Below are 18,471 nucleotides of genomic sequence, written 5' to 3'. Positions count from 1 at the left end.
TAACTGGCCTCCACCCCTTGGATAGGCATGACGAAGGAATGAGAGGGCATATTTTTCGATGACCCGTTGAGACATGGGAGGGAAAGCCTCCAGGGGCGGCGTGGAGATTATGTGCATTATATGGTAGAATATGGAGTTTCCTATTACTCCTTTATTTAACTATGCCTCCATGAAACCAAAATGATCTGAGCTCATTGCTTTTAACCGTTAATGTATTTTCAAGGGTTATGAAATCCTGCGAATAAGTGAGCATTCGAGAGATATAGCTATCATACTGAGGGAGTTCAAGAGTAATATATACTAAGATATTGGTAGTTGAAAAAGTAGGGAGTTCGAGGAAATGGATGAAATGATAGGTGGTTCATTTGTTTTTGTAACGGGAGTTATTTTTCTATGGCTTGGTTTGTTTCAGTACAAGTGGTCGTCTAAGGGTATAAAGGAGGTTGAAGAAGGAAAAATCGATATTTTACCTTTTATAAGTAGTTATTGGTTCTGGCGGATTGTTTTCATCGGAATTGGTGTATTACTCATTTTTACAACAGGAAATTCATTCATTAGTTATGTCTTTCATTAACTAACGGGTGCGTTAGCTGAAGATTAGTGCTGTCCTTAAGGCAGCTTTTTCCTTATGCAACTAACGGGGCAGTTTAGTTGAAGAAGACCCGTTTGCTTTATGGTATAGTTTATTAAATTCAGTTTGTAGTTTATGGGGGAAATTAAGTGTCAAATAGGTTGAAATATGTTTTGGGATTGTTTTTTGAAAAAAAGATACCTAATAAAAAGAATAATTTATTTTTAACTCTCAATTTTGTAGACTTTATTATACTCACGGTTGATTATTACACAGATATAGAATTATTTTCTTGGTTATTTATAGTTGTGACACTAGGAATACTTGTACTTGCTTTTTCTATACATATTGATGAACGAAAAAAGAGACAGAAAAGGTTATAAATAATTTCTGTATTTGCTCTAAAATAGGTTCTTTACTTCAATATCAGGAGCTGATCAGCAGCTCTTTTTCTAACCAACTAACGGGTGCGTTAGCTGAAGATCGAAGCTGTCTTTAAGGCAGTTTTTTCTTTATGCAACTGTCGTGGCAGGTTAGTTTAAGTAGAATTATCATTTGGTAATATTACCATTCAATTGTTATAGGAAGTGAAAAGATGATCTTTTATTATTTAATGCTCATAGTAGGAGCTTTATCAGTAATAGGCGCAGTATTTGTTTTTTTTGCTATGTATGTTGATAAAGAATATTCATTATTAAATGTAGGTAAAAGCTTAGGAAGCTTTGTATTTGGTGTTTTTCTTTTAGCTGTTACCCTCCCAAGCCTAAAATATGTTGTGCTAAAGGAATATGATGTCGTCAGTGGAAAATGTGTTGTCGAAATAGATTCATCAGGTCGTTCTTCTATGGCGGACTTTAACATGCTCGATACAGATGAACTGTTTACTTTCAATGATATTCCTGCACTTGATGCTTATGGAAAGTCAATCCCTTATTATTGTAAGGTGACAGTTACAAAGGACCATATGTTTGAAATTGGTTACAAAATATATGATGTCAAAACAAGAAAGTTAATATTAACAAGCCCGTAGCCGTGTATACAGTCGTAAATGATAAAAGAGGCAATTACCTTTTTATCATTGATAGAAATTTTCCATTTGTGAAGAAATGTACTTAAACTAACGGGTGCGTTAGCGCCATAAGAAGGCCGCCAATTGGCGGCCTTTTGAATGTATGATTCTTACAATAATCATAAATTCAAATTCAGATAAAAAAATACCCTCGTTCAACTATCGTGGCAGTTTAACGAAAGAAGAAATAAGGTTGGAATGATAGTGGGAAATTTTGGTTAATGCAGCGTAATTCATCAATATCCTACATGATCCTCAGTTCGAATGGATAGCGCTGAACTATATGGTAAACCTCTTAGCAATGTTGTTGAAGGTTGCTAGCCAATCATCCGTGATAATACTTCCAATGTAACCATCTGGTCGAATTAACATCAATGTATCACCTGCAATGCCGTAAATACTGCTTAGTTTACCTGTTGTGTCGGCAATGTGATTATCGTCAACACCCATTCCGTTACCGACAGCGTAGCAACGTAACTCAGCACCAGCAGATGGCCAATTCAACGTTGAGAGTGTGTTAATCGCATTGGCTCCGAAAGCTAGTAAAGTAAAGTGTGGACCTTGATAAAGCTCAAACAAACGGGTCAAATCTTCTGGTCCGTTACAAGGAGCGTCCGGTGCTCTGTCGCCAACTCGTAATGTTTTTGTAGCTGAACTATTCGTAGGTGCAAGTGAGCCACCGTAATAGGAAATTCCGAGTTGTCGTTCCTCATCACCACGTTTCAGTCCTGACAGACTCTTTTGTTCAATTTCAGCGTAAAGCTCGCTAGATAATTTTAGCACTTGTGCGGCAATCGGCTGACGTTCTGCTTCATAACTATCAAGCAGGGTTTCTGGTGCACCTTTTATCACTTGACCAAGCTTCCAACTGAGGTTGTAAGCGTCCTGTATACCCGTGTTTAGCCCTTGTGCGCCAGCGGGTGTATGAACATGCGCAGCGTCTCCAGCAAGGAACACCCTACCAGATCGGTAATGCTCTGCAAGTCGTACGTTTGGTCTAAATACTGACGTCCATGTAATGTCTTGAAGATGTAAGCCTGTCAGTGTATCGAACATAGTAGCTAACGCCTTGTGATCTAGATTAACGGATTCGTCTGGGGTCAGTCGAATCATCACTTGAAATTGATTTGTATGCGGGAGCGGACATGCTGCAACTTGTTTTCCATGTGTACGTGGCCAAACATGCCAACGATTGCGTGATAGACCGTTTATCGTGCCATCGATAATAAGCATACGATCGGCTTCATTTGTCTCCCCAATGAAACGTATACTAGCAGCTTTACGAACTGTACTCGAACCACCATCGGCTCCTATTAGATACTTACTACGAATTTTCTCTCCAGATGAAAGTGTTGTCGTAACGCCACTATCATCCTGCTCAAAACTAATAATCTCCGTGTTAAACGCAATATTTAATCCATTACGCTCAAGTAGCCGATGTAAAATAGCATCCGTGCGGTATTGAGGTAGTAATAGCACATTCGGATACGGCACATCAGCTGTCACTTTTTTTTGTTTCTGCATACGAAAAGGAACAGTCAGCGGACCAACGTGAATTCCCATAAGCGGATAAGCCCCACCTTCAGCATGCGCTTCTTTCAATACACCAAGGTCTTCCAATACTTCTTGTGTTCTCGGCTGAATTCCCTTCGCACGCGAACCTTTAAAAGAATGAGCTGCTTTGTCTATTAATTGCACACCAACACCTCGTCGTAGTAAATCTGCTGCAAGTGTAGAGCCTGTTGGTCCGGCTCCGACTATGAGTACATCGATGTCATATTTGTCTGTCAAATGAATCTTCCCCTTACTATATAATGTAACAAATTAATTTTTCCCATTAGTTAATATTGTTTCTGGGAAACATAAAGTATCTTAGCAACAATATTAACGACCACTTCCCTTTTTGTCAATATTGTTGCTTGGAAACTAAAATTGTTGCTACTTGTATTTCTATTGTATAATGATAAATAAGTTAAGCTTTGGAGGAAGAAATCATTGAACAATCATAGCGTTAAAAAGCAACCTAAAGATGATTTGATTAAGCGAGTATGGGAAACCGCAAGGGATGTGCAGTATAAAATACAGTCCGAAGATGATGAAGAAAAACAATGGTTAATACAAAATAGTCCTAATTCTATTATTTCAGCATTAATAAAGGAAATGACGGTTTTAATGATGCATGTTCTGGAGGCAATTGGACAACTTGAGCCTGTCAACGGCATCGGTATTTCAAAGCAATTCGGGATATCGAGGGGCAGTATCTCCAAAATCACAAAAAAACTTGTTGATAAAGAACTAATTATTATGGAGACTCTACCAGAGAACAAAAAAGAAATTCTATTCCGTACTACCGCCTTAGGTAAAGAAATATGTCGTTTACATCAAGATTTACACAAGCAAATTGATAGTGGTATTAATTATTTCCTACAACAATATACCGAAGACGAATTAGGAACGACGCTTAAAGTATTAAACGATGCTCTTCATACTTCTTGGATAAATGCTGCGACAAGCGAGGAACCCATTGAACATAATCCAGAGGAAACGCAGACAAATGAAAAGGCAAAGTTAAACTCTATCAAAGTTAGTCTTTCTTCCTCTACGGCGGAAGAAATGAATGAGGTCATTGAAATGCTCAATAAATTAGATTCACGCAACTTAAAAAAAGCGAAAGTGATCCTAAATGAAATATTTTTTTAGAGTATGATGAATAGTACCGTATAACAAGAGAAGGAGGCTGCCAATTGGCGGCCTTTTAAATGTATGATTCTTTAAATTATCATACATTCAAATTAGAGAAAAATATTCTTGTTTTTAACTATCCATAAATTACTTCTATAAAGACATGCCAATTTATTTTAAAATGTATTGTAGCCATATAGATTTTTTATATGGATTTCTTCATAAATTATATCTACTTAGTTACTGGGGCACCTTGACTAGAGGTGGTAAAGGTGCATATTAAGGTGATATTTTGGAAGGTAGAAATCGAAATTAAGTTCTCCATTCCAGTTTTAATAATTTTAACGATAATGCTATAGGAATTGTCTATATCTAAAAAATAAGATTTCTAACTAAAATCAAGAAAAAAATCCTGTGCCCCAGTTATGAAGTATTTATCTTCATAGCTGGGGTACAGATGAAATTATTAAATAAAGCAAAGAAGACCCCTCCAATCACTGAATGGAGGGGTCTTCTTTGCAAAAAATTAAACACATTAAAAAGTAAAAATCCCGAATTAGTTACTTATTGGATCTTTGATCGCAAAAACGAGGATGATTCCAATAAATAAAATTATAAATATTCGTCTGTTTTAATCACGTTCGTAAAAGTAAACTTTTACGAACGGGTTGTTCTTTTATGAAATTACCTGATTTTGATGTTCATTAAAGTTATAAAATATTTTACGAACGTTCAATATTTCGCGAATACTTTTACGAACGTTTTTTGGTAGAATAAGAAATCTGCCGAAATGACCTTTTAAATATAATGGGCCGATTCATATTAGAAGTTATAGAAAAAGAGGGATGATGTAGCTTTGTAATAAAGTTTGATCATTTGTTCCTCCGGAATCCCTAAATTACTTCAAATAAAAAGAATCCACTTTGATAAAAAGATTGATCAAAATGGATTCTTATCCAGCATATTTAAGTTTCGGTTTTTTAAAAAAGTTTGATCATTTTCTACCTGTGTTGCTCTGCAATCGCGCCCTTTAGTTGAAGAGTGGAGATTGTTGTAGCAACTCATTTTCTTATTCAACAAACGGTTTAGTCCAATAAGCAAGTAGTATATAAGAGAATATTATTAGTAGGCGATACCTACACGTGTTTTTAAATAATCGCTACTTTTTATCTGGTTAAATGTAAATTCTGCTGTATCCGGCACGGATATTTCAACCCCACCCTCCGGCAAAAAATTACGGTCTACACGATATTTACCTAAACTTTCTCCATCCGGTAAATATGTAGGACAGACAATAGTCCATTCGAGTGTTGATTGTGAAAGCATATCGTAAACTTTATGATGTTCTTTCGCTGCACGGGTTGACTTACGCTTTGATTCACTTGACTGATAACGCAGTGAATTTGGGGTGGTTCTACTTTGCAGGATACCTGCAGTTCCTATAGTTATAATTCGTTGTATACCTTTGTTTTCCATTGCTTCGATAATGAGTGGCATACTTTCTGATAAAGTTGTTGTCCCATCAGTATTTAGTGCACTAATAACTACATCAATCCCATGCATTGCACGTACGATATCATCTTTATTTAAAACATTACCTTGAATAATAGTTAAATTTTCATTTTTTATTTGAATCTTATCTGGAGTGCGAACTAATACAGTAGCATGATGGCTGTCATGAAGGGCATAAGTAACTATTTGACCTCCAACTCGTCCAGTTGCACCTAAAATTAAAATATTCATGAGAACGAACCTCCTTTTACGAAACAAATATTACACTACTCTATAAAAGCTATTATATCGCCTTTTTAATTTCACAATCTCCTTTAAAATTTAGGATAGAGCTCTAATTTTCTTTAAAGAAGTTGCTCAACAATCTGGCCCTTTAATTGAATAATACAGCTGAGGTTTAAGGGTTAAAAGAAACGGCCTTTTGAATGTATGACTCTATACATTATCAGACATTCAAAAATTGAAGTGAAAAAGTACCCTTAATGAACTAAAGGGGCAGGTTAATTCAATAAGTAAATTATTCAACTCGTGGTTAATTGACTCATTTAAATTAGAAAAAATTGGTAAGTTTTGTTACAATTACTTACTGAGAAGTTAATTAACATATTAAGTTAAACTGCAGGAAGAGATAATAATATGACAAATTTTATGTACATATTTTGCTTAATAGTATGGGGTCTTAATTTTATTGCGGTGAAAATTCAAGGAACACCAGTCAGTTTGGAATTATCATTAACATATCGTTTAGTTATGACAGCTTTTTTATTTTTAGTTCTTGTTTGGTTCCTTAAACCAAAGGGGAGACCACAAAGAAAAGATATCCCGTTTATAATAGTATTTGGCGTATGTAACTTTGCATTAAGTTATCTGTGCCTTTATTACGCCACTATTTTGAGCTCTGCTGCAATTGTAACATTGATCTTTTCGTTAAAAGTGATTCTGACTCCGATTGCTCTCCGTGTTTTTTTAAAAGAGAAATTACATTCTCGCGTTTTACTTGGGGGAATACTAGGGGTATTTGGCGTATGTGTCATCATCTATCCGACCTTAAATCAAGGGCTCACTGATTTAAAAGGTATAATGATTGCTTTATTAGGCACTATTCTTACAGCTATTGGTGATGCCAGTTCTGCAAGAAATGCTAAACTTAAGGTTGATTCTATCTATGCAAATGCTATTGGTTTTACAGTGGCCAGTGTTTTAATGGGGGCAATTGTACTGTTCCAAGGACAAAAAATTATACTTCCAACAACAGTTACATATTTATCTGCTTTGCTATATTTGACTTTGATTGCTTCTTTTATGGCTTGGCTATTTTATTTAAAACTTTTAGAAAAAATTGGAGGAGCAAAAAGTGGGTATATGGTAGCGTTATTCCCAGCAATTGGAGGGATTGCTTCTGTTTTAATTGGTGAATCAACACCATCAATTTATTTGGTAGTAGGTTGCCTAACTAGTTGTATTGGAGCTGCAATTGCTTTAGGGTTTGGAATTCGAGGTCAGAATGATAAGCTGCCTGTAAATGTTAATTAAGAATGGACTTCTTTAATAATATTTTTGGGATTTTCAAGGCAATTGCTTACTTGTTACTTGGTGACACTCGAAGGTGATATTCATCAACTCCGTTGTTTCTTAAGAAATTCAAGGCATATTCGTGCAATTTTTTCCTAGACCCTCTCCACGTTTTTTTTAAAGAAGAACAGGATTTTGTTGTAGATGTTGTCAACCATAAGTATGATTTTAAAGCTATCTCAAGGATCATCCAAGAGAACATAAAGGCTTTATAAAGGGGAGCGAAATTGATAACAAATTGCTCCCTTATTTCGCTAACGAGTGCATTACAACAGGGGTTGCAGCGGCAGTCTTTTTCTAATTGAACTAACCAGCTAATTCAATGAATCGAGAATTAAGTTCATTTGAAAAACCCTATCTAAACAATGGCCACAAGGCAATTGACGATGCCTTAGGGAATGCGATTTAGTAAAAGTAAGTCATCACAACAAAATAACTAAAGGAGCGATTTTTATTTTCTTTATTGGTCAAGCCTTATCGCATGAGAATCACTTAAGATTTCTAGATGGTTACTTAATTTTGCAAAGGTAACGGTCTTTGGAAGTAATGCCCCCCTCATGCTCCATTCTCAAAAGTCAAATTTGTTACAACCTAGGAAGGACTTTTCTCGCGCCTAGGAAAAGCCAGGTACTAAGAACGAAAGGCATTGTCAGGGCTGGAAGTCCATAGGGTAAAAGCCAGGTAGCAACACTTGCCGATAAGGGTACTGTCACACAAGCTGCGATGATCCCTGATATAGGCGCAAATCGATTATGGTCCTCTTTAAAAACTATAGATACGGCAATGCTGGTTAAAATCGCATTGTAGCCATAAAGACCCATAATAATTAACGAGTGTTCCCCTCCAAGTACGAATGATATGAGTAATGCAAAAGCATTACCTAAAATGGAAAAAAGGCCATATTTCCATCCGGCCCAAAATACGCCAATAAATAACAGAATGCCAGCTAAGGTACTATCTAGAAAAAAAATTTGCCCTATCCCATTAAAACTCCCTTCCAGCCAATTAACCTTTCCAGAGATGTTTAAGGTCCAGTGTGATAAGTCTTGAGGAACTAGTCCCGGACTTAACTGGAAAGCCTTTAACTTGTAAGATACAAGCAACATAAACCAGGTCAGAATGATAAAAGGGAATGTAAGGATGGGAATCCCTGTGTTTCTCATGAAATGCACCATTGCTGCGGAAAAGATTGCGGCTAAAGCAGCTCCAACTAAAGCGATAATCCACTGAGAGGGTCCAGTTAAAAACAATGTTAGTGCAATGCCTGTTAGCACGGAGTTATATCCGTATAAACCTGAATTCACACTGTTTTCATTAGCACCTCCCAGTTTTCCGATTAGCGTTCCTATGATAGCGGAAGATAGAGTAATAATCCCTAAATGATAAGAATAAATCGTGATCGCCATTAGAATAATGAAACCAGTAACAGCATTCTCAATCAATATGACTTGAGAGATTCCTTTCAGTGATGACTTCATTAAAGAAAGAAACATTCCATCGGTCAATGAAGTACGTTTGTCTTTTTGCATAATACTAACCCCTCAATTAAGATATTAAAAAAAATAGGTTCAGATACAATCATTTCATTTTCTACAGTTTTAAAAAATATCCTCTTACACATTCCTTGTTAATCATGCTTCAAGAGTTTAAGTTCAGCAGAAGGGCAATGTAAAAACCTAAACGAAAAATGTAAGATAATCATTTTTCCGAGTTTACCTTTTTTATAGGGGATTTTTGCAAGTCCTATGTTTCCGGAAAGAGTTCTCCCTCCTTTGAATAAAATCCTTTAGCTTTTCTTAAATTTCCTCCATACAAAGTCCATTCACTTAACTATTAAATACAAAACTATATATAATTTGATATATATGTATATTATGATATATTAATATTTCAGGGGAATCAATCCTTCATTTTATTGTGAATTATGGATTTTTTTGTAAAGAAAATGAAAAAAATTCTAAAATAGTGATATTCTGTATGGTATTTAATGGTATTTTTTATCATGAAATGATACATGATCATTTGAATGCAGATAATTCAGGAACGTTATTGATGAATATTTGAGGAGTCAGGCAAGCATCTGGTGGGGGATAAACAGTTCATAATTCCCAATTGGTTCAACTAATCATCAATGGGTTTGGAAGATAGGTCTCGAAAATTAATGGAATTTTCGCTATACTTGGTCATTTTAAAAATGAGGAGGCTTTACGATGCAATTATTACCGCGTGAGATAGATAAGCTCATGATTGTAGTGGCAGCTGATCTTGCTAAGCGACGAAAAGAAAGAGGATTAAAATTAAACCATCCAGAAGCCGTAGCACTTATCACCTATGAAGTGTTAGAAGGGGCAAGGGATGGAAGAACGGTTGCACAATTGATGGAATATGGTGCAATGATTTTGTCGCGCGAAGATGTTATGGAAGGTATTCCAGAGATGATCCACGATATTCAAGTAGAAGCTACTTTTCCTGATGGAACGAAACTAGTAACGGTTCATAATCCAATCAGATAAGAATCGACAAGGAGGCATGCTCAAATGATACCAGGGCAACTATTTTTAAAAGAAGAAGAAATTATTTGTAATGCCGGGAAAATAGTTACAAAGCTGTCTGTAATTAATACAGGAGATCGGCCTGTTCAAATTGGCTCTCATTTCCACTTTTATGAAATCAATGAAGCTCTTCAATTCAATCGCGAAGAAGCGTTTGGGAAACGGTTAAATGTTCCTGCGGGTGCTGCCGTTCGTTTTGAGCCTGGAGATGAAAAAGAAATAGAATTGGTTGATTTTGGTGGAGAACGTCGTGTGTATGGATTAAATAATAAAACAGATGGATCCGTGGAAAGAGGGGGAAATCAATGAGTTTCAAAATGTCAAGAAAGCAATATGCCGGGATGTATGGTCCAACGACAGGAGATTCCATTCGTTTAGCGGATACAGATTTAGTGATCCAAATTGAGAAAGATTATACTACATATGGTGAAGAAGTCGTTTTTGGCGGCGGAAAAGTAATCCGTGACGGGATGGGGCAACATCCTCTTGCAACTCGCGAAGATGGAGTTCCGGATGTAGTCATTACAAATGCTGTTATTCTAGACTATACCGGAATTTATAAAGCGGATATTGCAATCCGTGATGGAAAAATTGCTGGAATCGGAAAAGCCGGAAATCCTTTAGTAATGGATAATGTGGATATTGTAATTGGTGCTTCTACAGAAATTATTGCAGGGGAAGGGATGATCGTCACAGCCGGTGGAATCGACTCCCATGTACATTTTATTAATCCAGCACAGGTTGAGACTGCGTTGGCTTCCGGTCTTACAACTTTAATTGGAGGAGGCACGGGTCCTGCTGCAGGATCAAAAGCCACAACTGTTACGCCAGGTGAATGGAATATTCATAGAATGTTGCAAGCAGCGGAAGGATTTCCAATTAACGTAGGCTTCACTGGAAAAGGACAAGCTGCGAACGAAGAGGCGTTAGCTGAGCAAGTACGTGCAGGCGCAATTGGATTAAAAGTGCATGAAGACTGGGGAGCTACAGCCTCTGCTATCGACCACGCTCTCCGAGTAGCAGACCAATATGACGTACAAGTTGCCCTTCATGCAGACACGTTGAATGAAGGCGGATTTTTGGAAAACACGCTAGCGGCGATTAAAGACCGAGTTATTCATATGTACCATACGGAAGGGGCAGGGGGGGGACATGCTCCTGATTTAATTAAATCAGCGAGCTTTATGAATGTTCTACCATCATCTACAAACCCGACTTTGCCATATACAATTAATACGATCGATGAGCATTTGGATATGTTAATGGTGTGTCACCATTTAAACCCATCTATTCCTGAAGACCTTGCCTTTGCTGATTCACGGATTAGACGCGAAACGATTGCGGCTGAAGATATTCTTCAAGATATGGGTGTATTCAGTATGGTTAGCTCAGATGCACAAGCAATGGGACGAATTGGCGAGGTTATTTTACGTACATGGCAAACAGCAGATAAAATGAAAAAACAGCGAGGAGCGTTGGAAGGTGACAGAGAGCTTTCTGATAATAATCGCGCGAAGCGTTATGTAGCTAAATATACGATTAACCCCGCTATCACGCATGGTATTTCTGGATATGTCGGTTCGATTGAAGTCGGAAAAATGGCGGACCTTGTCATTTGGTCACCGGCATTTTTCGGCGTGAAGCCTGAAATGATTCTTAAAAATGGCTTTGTTGTAGAAAGCTTAATGGGTGATGCCAATGCGTCTATTCCGACACCACAGCCAGTTATTTATCGTCCAATGTATGGATCTTATGGAAAAGCCATGTCTAAGAGCTCAATTACCTTTGTTTCTCAAGTCGCTTTTGATGATAAAGTTCATGAAAAATTAGGCTTGGAAAAAACGGTTCTTCCAGTTCATGGTATTCGAAACTTAACGAAAAAAGATATGAAGCTTAATTCCGAAACGCCTGAGATTACGGTTGATCCACAAACGTATGAGGTAAAAGTAAACGGGGAACTCATTACTTGTGAACCTGTGGATATAGTACCGATGGGGCAACGCTATTTCTTATTTTGAGTCTTATTTTGAGGTGAAACTATTGATCATTGAAAAAATTGTTACAAATATCGAAGCAATGGACAGAGAAGAAATTGCGAAACGCCATATGGAAAAGGTGTACCTGGAAAGTGCTAATTTAGTGAAACGGATTCAAAGAGTGACCACCGACCACGGCCACGAAATTGGCATTCGCTTAAAAGAACTGCGTGATCTTAAGGCCGGCGATGTTTTATATATGGATGATAAAAATATGATTGTCGTAGATGTCCTTTCCGATGATCTATTGGTTATTAGCCCGCGAAGTTTAAAGGAAATGGGAACGATTGCCCACCAATTGGGGAATCGTCACCTTCCAGCTCAATTTGAAGAGAACAATATGCTCGTTCAGTATGATTATCTTGTTGAAGAATTGCTGCAAGAGCTTCAAATTCCTTTTACACGTGAAGATTGGAAAGTAAAACAGGCTTTTCGCCATATTGGACATAGCCATGAATCCTAATATTCTTTCTTTATTCCAACTATGTGATTCGAATTTTCCAACTGGTGCTTTTAGTCATTCATATGGTCTAGAGACGTATATTCAAGAAGATCAAGTGTATGATCAAGCATCGTTTTCTCAGTGGCTTCATGTATATTTAAATGAACAGCTCGTCTATTCAGATGGGCTGGCAACCCGTCTTGTCTATGATGCCTTGGAAAATGAGGATGTACAAACGGTGTGGAAGGTCGATCGAATGCTGACGGTTCAAAATTTGCCGCGTGAAACGAGAGAAGGTACCAAAAGAATGGGAGAACGTATGGTAAACCTTGTGGGATCTTTATATGAGTTTCCTGTTCACTCGCAATATCAAAAACGGATTAAGGAGAAGCACTCCTTTGGACATCCAGCTATTGCTTTTACGATGATAGGGCACCATCTTGGTGTTCCGAAATCAACTACCACCCTCTATTATTTGTATTCTACTGTTTCAAGTCTTGTTCAAAATGCCGTTCGGGCGATTCCGTTAGGACAAACCGCGGGACAGAAGACGATTCATGAGTTTCAAAGTGCTTTAATAGAGGCAACAGAAAAAATTCAAACTTTGGATAAAGAGGATTTTGGAATCATTTCACCAGGTTTAGAGTTATCTCAAATGAAACATGAGCGTGTGAATATTCGTATTTTCATGTCTTAATATAGAAGGAAGTGTTTTTATATGGAACCGATTAAAATTGGAGTAGGCGGACCTGTTGGAGCCGGAAAAACGATGTTGGTTGAAAGGCTAACCCGTCAGTTAGAAGGTGAAATCAGCATGGCCGTTGTGACGAATGATATTTATACAAAAGAAGATGCTAAATTTTTAATGCAAAATGGAATCCTACCGGCAGACCGTATTATTGGGGTTGAAACAGGCGGATGTCCACACACAGCTATTCGTGAAGACGCCTCCATGAATTTTGCGGCTATCGATGAATTAAAAGAGAAGCATCCGGACGTAGAGCTCATTTTTGTGGAAAGTGGAGGCGATAATCTTGCGGCGACTTTCAGCCCAGAGCTTGTGGATTTCTCCATCTATATTATTGATGTAGCTCAAGGCGAAAAAATTCCGCGTAAAGGCGGCCAAGGGATGATTAAATCAGATTTATTCATCATTAATAAAACGGATTTAGCTCCTTTCGTTGGCGCAAGCCTCGAAGTGATGGAGTCTGATACGAAGGTTTTTCGCGGAAATAAACCGTTTGTTTTCACCAATTTAAAAGATAATACGGGGCTTGATCAGGTCATTAACTGGCTTATGAAGAATGCATTATTAAAAGGATTGGAATAATGGAAGACTGGACTGGAGTTTTGTGTCTAGATGTCGAAGATCGGAATGGAAAGACTGTAGCGAAAAATGTATATTTTCAGGGCGCATTGAAAGTGATGCGTCCGGTTTATCATGACGACTCTGGACAAGCTTGTTATTATATATTGAACCCCGGTGGAGGCTATTTAGACGGAGATCGCTATAAAATACAAATTACGCTCGAGAAGCAAGCGAGACTAACCTTAACGACACAATCCGCAACAAAGGTTTATAAGACACCTAACACTCATGCCTACCAGGAAACAGAGATCTTTCTAAAGTCTGGATGTTATCTCGAATATATTCCGGATCCGCTAATTATGTATCAGGACGCGCGCTATAAACAAAAAAATGTCATTCGCATGGAGAAAGGGGCGACTTTCCTTTATTCCGACATTTTAACCCCGGGGTGGTCTCCGGATGGAGATCGTTTCAGTTATAATCGGCTTCAATTCATCAATGAAATTTATATGGACGATGAGCTTGTGGCCTATGATCATATTCAATTGAATCCTGCTGCCCAAAATATAGAGAAGATTGGCTTCATGGAAGGGTTTTCGCATTTAGGTTCCATGATTGTGGTTGGCGAACAAACAAGCCCTGACCTCCTTGATCGGTTATATCAGGCTATTAATGGGAATACAGATCGATATAAAATTGGACTATCTTTATTATCTGTACAAGGATTTACGGTTCGTGTATTAGCTAACTCGACACAAGTAATAGAGAAAATCTTTACTGAGTGTCACCGAATTATTAGTCAAGAGTGGTTTATAACCAAACCGTGTTTTCTAAGAAAGTATTAATACTTAGAACCCGGCAACCAAAAGGTTGCCGGGCTTTTATCCGGGTTAATCAGGCTGTAAAAAACCGCCACTTATGGACGTTTCACTTTATACGGGACAAAAAGTTTGAAGGAGAAATATTTATGGATGTTTCATTGTTTTCAGTTTTAACGATAGGTTTTGTTTTGGGAATCAGGCATGCAATTGAGCCTGATCATGTGATTGCAGTATCAACAATTGCAAGTCAAAGCAAAAAGTTATGGCACGCTTCTCTAGCAGGAGTATTTTGGGGGATAGGTCATACGATAACATTATTTATAGTTGGTATTATTCTTATTCTTATGAAGGGTGAAATACCAGGGAAATGGTCTATGTCCTTAGAATTTTTAGTAGGAATCATGCTTGTTTATCTTGGTGTTACAACGATCCTTTCTTTCAAAAGTATCCATGTTCATACGCATGCACATGATGGAGATGAACATAAACATGTCCATACTCATGAACATGGTGGTAAACATGAGCATAAACACAAACATAAACATGTTTCATATTTGAAATCAATGTCTATTGGTCTAGTCCATGGTCTTGCAGGAAGTGGCACTATGGTTATATTGACGATGAGTACAGTTAAGAGTGTTTGGGAAGCGGCTATTTATATCCTTTTATTTGGAGTAGGTACGGTCATTGGTATGCTTTTTTTCACTACGATTATTGGTATCCCTTTTGTGTTAAGTATGAAACGTGTTAAAATTAGTAGAACACTTGTATTCACAATGGGCACAATTAGTATGGTTTTTGGAATATATTATATGTATAATTTAGGGGTTAATGAAGGATTATTTAACCTTTGGTTTTAAGTCAGTAAGGAATGTTGGATCGAATCGTGCTAACATACATACTATTATTGAACGCTATATATGGAAGAAGGGGGATTAGATGAATACTCTTGGATATGCGATACTTAGTTCGCTTGGTAGAAATCCATGTTCTGGTTATCAATTAGTTGGATATTTAGAGGTATTATGGCCTGCGAAGCATAGTCAAATATATCCTCTGTTAACTAAAATGGAGAAGAATGGACTTTTGGAATTTGAGCATATTGAACAAACGGGTAAACCTGATAAGAAAATATATTCAATCACAGAAAAGGGAAGAGAAACTCTGGAAAAATGGGTCACTGAATCGCCTTCTGATCCCATCATTCGAGATGATTTTCTTATTAAGATGTATTCGATTTGGTTATCGAATGAAGAAAATGCGAAAAAATTAATTCAGGACCGAATTTCTAAATTAGAACAAACCGTGGCCTTGCGAGATGAAAATATAGCCAGAATTGAACAAACACATGGGAAGAATGGGTTAGAAATGACATCTAAACATTTTGGTGGTTATATTCTTTTTAATAGAAGGAGTATGTTAGATGAAGAAGAAATTTCATGGTGTAAGTGGGTTCTGAATTTGATTGAGAAAGCAAGATTAAACAATTTATTGTTAGGAATCATTGTAGGAAAACTTAATATAATCATTCAAGACAAGATCTTGATTTATTGACTATAATCAAAAATTCCAGGTTTGTTTCGGTGCCTGTGCATCCCAATCACCCAAAAAATTAATTATTGAATCTGATACCATCAAAAGGAGGGCTGTTTAATAAGCACAGCCCTCCTTTTGATGTTGTTGGGGAATTTTCCTACAATCAAAACGAAAGGTTCCGTTTTATAAATATTTAAGAGGAGAGGTATTCTTTGAAGATATTAAGAATTTATTTGAAGATGTACCTCAAAATTTGGAGTTTTTAATTGGGATTTTAGAACAGATAAAGGGACAGTACCTATTTTTTTTAGGTAAATGTCCCTTTTCCTTGAAGGATTTAGTTTTTCAAACCAGCTGCAAAAAAGGGGCCATTAACTGTAATGGTAGATAGGATATGAGCCATTTCTTGGGGAGATTCTTTCCTTCCGCTGGGTAGAGTAAGAATGAGTGAATAAAGGGATTTGACCGTTTGGGCAATATGAAGGCAGATGGAAACAGAGGATTTAACAAAAACCCCTTAATATTCCATATCCCCAAGTTTTCTGATGGTAATAAAGAAAAATCAGGAAATTAACGAGGATATGAAAGGAGACGTTCATTAATGATACGCACAGAACTAGTGCATCACAATGATGCACGTAGTTTGTAGACAAAGGGGAAGAACAGTGAAGCTGTTCTTTTTTTTGTAGGAATCTTAGTGATGTATAGGGAAATATATAGGTAATAGAAAAGGAGGGACGGTTTAATAAACTATGACAGATCCAAAGGAACCGCATATTCCTGAATATATATAAGTTAATCCAGCCACCTAACATTTCTGCTGATACTATGCGAGAAATGTCCGATTTTTTTATGAAAACCTCTGTCCCTAGATTAATTGAGCAACATAACTCAGAGAAGAAAAATAACAAGTAATGAACAGCTACCACTGTTCTTTTTTTATGTAATAAAAAGCCCTTTGAATGGGTATTTTCAAGCTTCCATTCAAAGGGTACTTGTTTTAGATGATAACAGAATAGTACGTTTACTGTCTTCATATAAATTCACAGTTGTTTTGCTCCACAGGTAATCTGGACTCGTATCTGCTCTTGTGCCCCCACGTGGACCGAGCATGATTCCTCTTAAATTCTTATGTAATATCACGTGTCTTTTCAATCTCACGCATCACTTTTTTACTTTCTGCTGATGATAGGTTTGTATATTTTTCTGTTGTCTCGATCGAGTTATGGCCTAATTGATCGCGCAGTAAAATGAGGTTACCGCCATTTTTAATCCATTCGCTCGCAAAGGTATGTCTAAATTTATGAGGGCTTAATGCCTGGCCAGAAGAGAACTCTTCTTGCGAATTAAAAGCCAATGTATATTTTGTCACAAAATCTTGAATGGCTCTTACAGAAATCGGTTTTGCCGAACCTCCATATTTTGAGACAAAAACATAAGAGGTATCTTTAGCTCCAGGATAGCGGACTTCTCTGATTCGTAAATAATCCTTTAAGTCGTCTAAAGAAGATACCAAGACCTCGACCGTATCGGCTTTACCACCTTTACGGATTATGTCCATTTGCCTTTTATGAAAGTTAATATCTTTTATGGTGAGGGAGGCGACCTCGCTAACACGAGCACCACTACCAAGCATCATACTAATTATTGCTATATCTCTTTCCTTATCACGAAGAAAAGCATTCCTTTGACGAGGACTAAGAGAGTATTCATAGCCGCTTCTTAGGTATTGTAAAAATTCATTGATTTCCTGATTATTAAGAATGACAGAACTGATTTTTTTAGCACGCCGGCTTGCTGAATCTTCATCTTTTTTATGTACTTTAATTTTGCTGAATACATTGCGATAGAAGTAACATTCACCTGTTTCCTCATTTTCTGTTTCAGTAGTAAGATAGTTGAAGAGGGATTTGATGGCATTAATATTCCTTGCAACGGCATTTTCGGACCGTTTTTTCTTCACATCATTTTCCACGCTGATAATTTCTTCCTCTAAATATTCCTTATAAAACTCAGCATTTTTTTTTGTTAAATTTTCTAAAATGGATAGAGGGGTATCCTTAATACAATCAACCCCTGATATGCCCTCATGTTGTAGCCAATTAAAGAACTTCATGTACTCATGAACATAGCCAAGGAGGGTAGAAGCTGAATATTTCGCTCTTTTTTTGGAACGAACATATTCAATGACGTAATCAGGCATATCCACCAAGTGAGTTTCTAATCGTTTTTCATGTAAAAGTGATTCTCTAGGAGAAGCCATCAAAAAACCCCTTTTGTCGAAATGTGTCGAAGTTCGCATTAAATACAATTTTAACGAGAAGTTAACCATAATATAATTATGGTTAACCTTGGACGTGATGATCTTT

At 37.1% G+C, this 18,471-nt stretch carries 18 protein-coding genes and 1 pseudogene; 14 read left to right on the top strand and 5 right to left on the bottom strand.

Translation table 11 applies throughout. The annotated features are described in order from the left end of the window. Positions 1 to 340: 340 nt before the first annotated feature. The 3 genes from RE409_RS27800 (at position 341) to RE409_RS27790 (ending at position 1,601) form a co-directional block, all read left to right on the top strand. Positions 341 to 574 carry a hypothetical protein gene (locus RE409_RS27800; RefSeq protein WP_309559500.1) on the top strand — a complete coding sequence of 78 codons (234 nt, stop codon included), beginning with the start codon at positions 341 to 343 and terminating at the stop codon, positions 572 to 574. 146 nt (positions 575 to 720) lie between these two features. Next, positions 721 to 954 (top strand): hypothetical protein, encoded by a 234-nt coding sequence (locus tag RE409_RS27795; protein ID WP_309559499.1) that lies wholly within the window; start codon positions 721 to 723, stop codon positions 952 to 954. Positions 955 to 1,166: 212 nt separating this feature from the next. Then, the gene (locus RE409_RS27790) at positions 1,167 to 1,601 is read left to right on the top strand and encodes a hypothetical protein (protein WP_201249319.1); all 435 of its coding nucleotides are present in this window, start codon (positions 1,167 to 1,169) and stop codon (positions 1,599 to 1,601) included. A 318-nt stretch (positions 1,602 to 1,919) separates the two neighbouring features. Here the strand turns inward: RE409_RS27790 and RE409_RS27785 are convergent, their stop codons facing one another. Then, entirely contained in the window at positions 1,920 to 3,431 is a 1,512-nt protein-coding gene (locus RE409_RS27785) for an FAD-dependent oxidoreductase (RefSeq protein WP_309559498.1), read from the bottom strand. 204 nt (positions 3,432 to 3,635) lie between these two features. Here RE409_RS27785 and RE409_RS27780 point away from each other — a divergent pair, with 204 nt between their 5' ends. Continuing rightward, on the top strand, positions 3,636 to 4,340 hold the full coding sequence (locus RE409_RS27780) for a MarR family transcriptional regulator (RefSeq protein WP_309559497.1): 705 nt from the start codon (positions 3,636 to 3,638) through the stop codon (positions 4,338 to 4,340). A gap of 1,104 nt (positions 4,341 to 5,444) precedes the next feature. Here RE409_RS27780 and RE409_RS27775 read toward each other — a convergent pair. Then, positions 5,445 to 6,065: an NAD(P)-dependent oxidoreductase gene (locus RE409_RS27775; protein WP_309559496.1), complete on the bottom strand. Its 621-nt coding sequence runs from the start codon at positions 6,063 to 6,065 to the stop codon at positions 5,445 to 5,447. Positions 6,066 to 6,470: 405 nt separating this feature from the next. On the opposite strand from RE409_RS27775, the gene RE409_RS27770 reads away from it, so the two are divergent. Further along, positions 6,471 to 7,367, top strand: coding sequence for a DMT family transporter (locus RE409_RS27770; RefSeq protein ID WP_309559495.1), 897 nt, complete (start codon positions 6,471 to 6,473; stop codon positions 7,365 to 7,367). A 623-nt stretch (positions 7,368 to 7,990) separates the two neighbouring features. Here RE409_RS27770 and RE409_RS27765 read toward each other — a convergent pair. Further along, entirely contained in the window at positions 7,991 to 8,935 is a 945-nt protein-coding gene (locus tag RE409_RS27765) for an urea transporter (protein WP_309559493.1), read from the bottom strand. 681 nt (positions 8,936 to 9,616) lie between these two features. Between RE409_RS27765 and RE409_RS27760 the strand changes: the two genes are divergently transcribed. From RE409_RS27760 to RE409_RS27720, 9 genes are all read left to right on the top strand, one after another. Next, a complete protein-coding gene (locus RE409_RS27760) occupies positions 9,617 to 9,919 on the top strand; it encodes an urease subunit gamma (protein WP_061465959.1) in 303 nt (100 codons plus the stop codon). Positions 9,920 to 9,943: 24 nt separating this feature from the next. Then, positions 9,944 to 10,267 carry an urease subunit beta gene (locus tag RE409_RS27755; RefSeq protein WP_201225539.1) on the top strand — a complete coding sequence of 108 codons (324 nt, stop codon included), beginning with the start codon at positions 9,944 to 9,946 and terminating at the stop codon, positions 10,265 to 10,267. Continuing rightward, the gene (gene ureC, locus RE409_RS27750; RefSeq protein ID WP_309559491.1) at positions 10,264 to 11,976 is read left to right on the top strand and encodes an urease subunit alpha; all 1,713 of its coding nucleotides are present in this window, start codon (positions 10,264 to 10,266) and stop codon (positions 11,974 to 11,976) included. Before RE409_RS27755 ends, ureC begins: the two co-directional genes overlap by 4 nt. Positions 11,977 to 11,998: 22 nt before the next feature. After that, entirely contained in the window at positions 11,999 to 12,457 is a 459-nt protein-coding gene (gene ureE / locus RE409_RS27745; protein WP_309559490.1) for an urease accessory protein UreE, read from the top strand. Then, positions 12,447 to 13,133 (top strand): urease accessory protein UreF, encoded by a 687-nt coding sequence (locus tag RE409_RS27740; RefSeq protein WP_201225545.1) that lies wholly within the window; start codon positions 12,447 to 12,449, stop codon positions 13,131 to 13,133. The genes ureE and RE409_RS27740 overlap by 11 nt, the downstream gene beginning before the upstream one ends. Before the next feature lie 21 nt (positions 13,134 to 13,154). Next, positions 13,155 to 13,766, top strand: coding sequence for an urease accessory protein UreG (ureG, locus tag RE409_RS27735; RefSeq protein WP_309559489.1), 612 nt, complete (start codon positions 13,155 to 13,157; stop codon positions 13,764 to 13,766). After that, positions 13,766 to 14,590, top strand: a complete 825-nt coding sequence (locus RE409_RS27730; protein WP_309559488.1) for an urease accessory protein UreD — start codon at positions 13,766 to 13,768, stop codon at positions 14,588 to 14,590. The genes ureG and RE409_RS27730 overlap by 1 nt, the downstream gene beginning before the upstream one ends. Before the next feature lie 122 nt (positions 14,591 to 14,712). Then, positions 14,713 to 15,426: a HoxN/HupN/NixA family nickel/cobalt transporter gene (locus RE409_RS27725; protein ID WP_309559487.1), complete on the top strand. Its 714-nt coding sequence runs from the start codon at positions 14,713 to 14,715 to the stop codon at positions 15,424 to 15,426. 79 nt (positions 15,427 to 15,505) lie between these two features. Further along, entirely contained in the window at positions 15,506 to 16,120 is a 615-nt protein-coding gene (locus RE409_RS27720) for a PadR family transcriptional regulator (protein ID WP_309559486.1), read from the top strand. A gap of 319 nt (positions 16,121 to 16,439) precedes the next feature. On the opposite strand, the pseudogene RE409_RS27715 reads toward RE409_RS27720, so the two are convergent. Together RE409_RS27715 and xerS are read right to left on the bottom strand one after the other, a co-directional pair. Continuing rightward, positions 16,440 to 16,538: pseudogene (locus RE409_RS27715) on the bottom strand (TetR/AcrR family transcriptional regulator); the annotation flags it as partial. A gap of 693 nt (positions 16,539 to 17,231) precedes the next feature. Next, positions 17,232 to 18,365 (bottom strand): tyrosine recombinase XerS, encoded by a 1,134-nt coding sequence (xerS, locus tag RE409_RS27710; protein ID WP_309559485.1) that lies wholly within the window; start codon positions 18,363 to 18,365, stop codon positions 17,232 to 17,234. Positions 18,366 to 18,471: the final 106 nt, after the last annotated feature.

It is taken from the genome of Peribacillus sp. R9-11, from assembly GCF_031345095.1.
Lineage (GTDB): Bacteria > Bacillota > Bacilli > Bacillales > DSM-1321 > Peribacillus > Peribacillus butanolivorans.
This window is presented reverse-complemented; position numbering and strand designations above follow the sequence as displayed.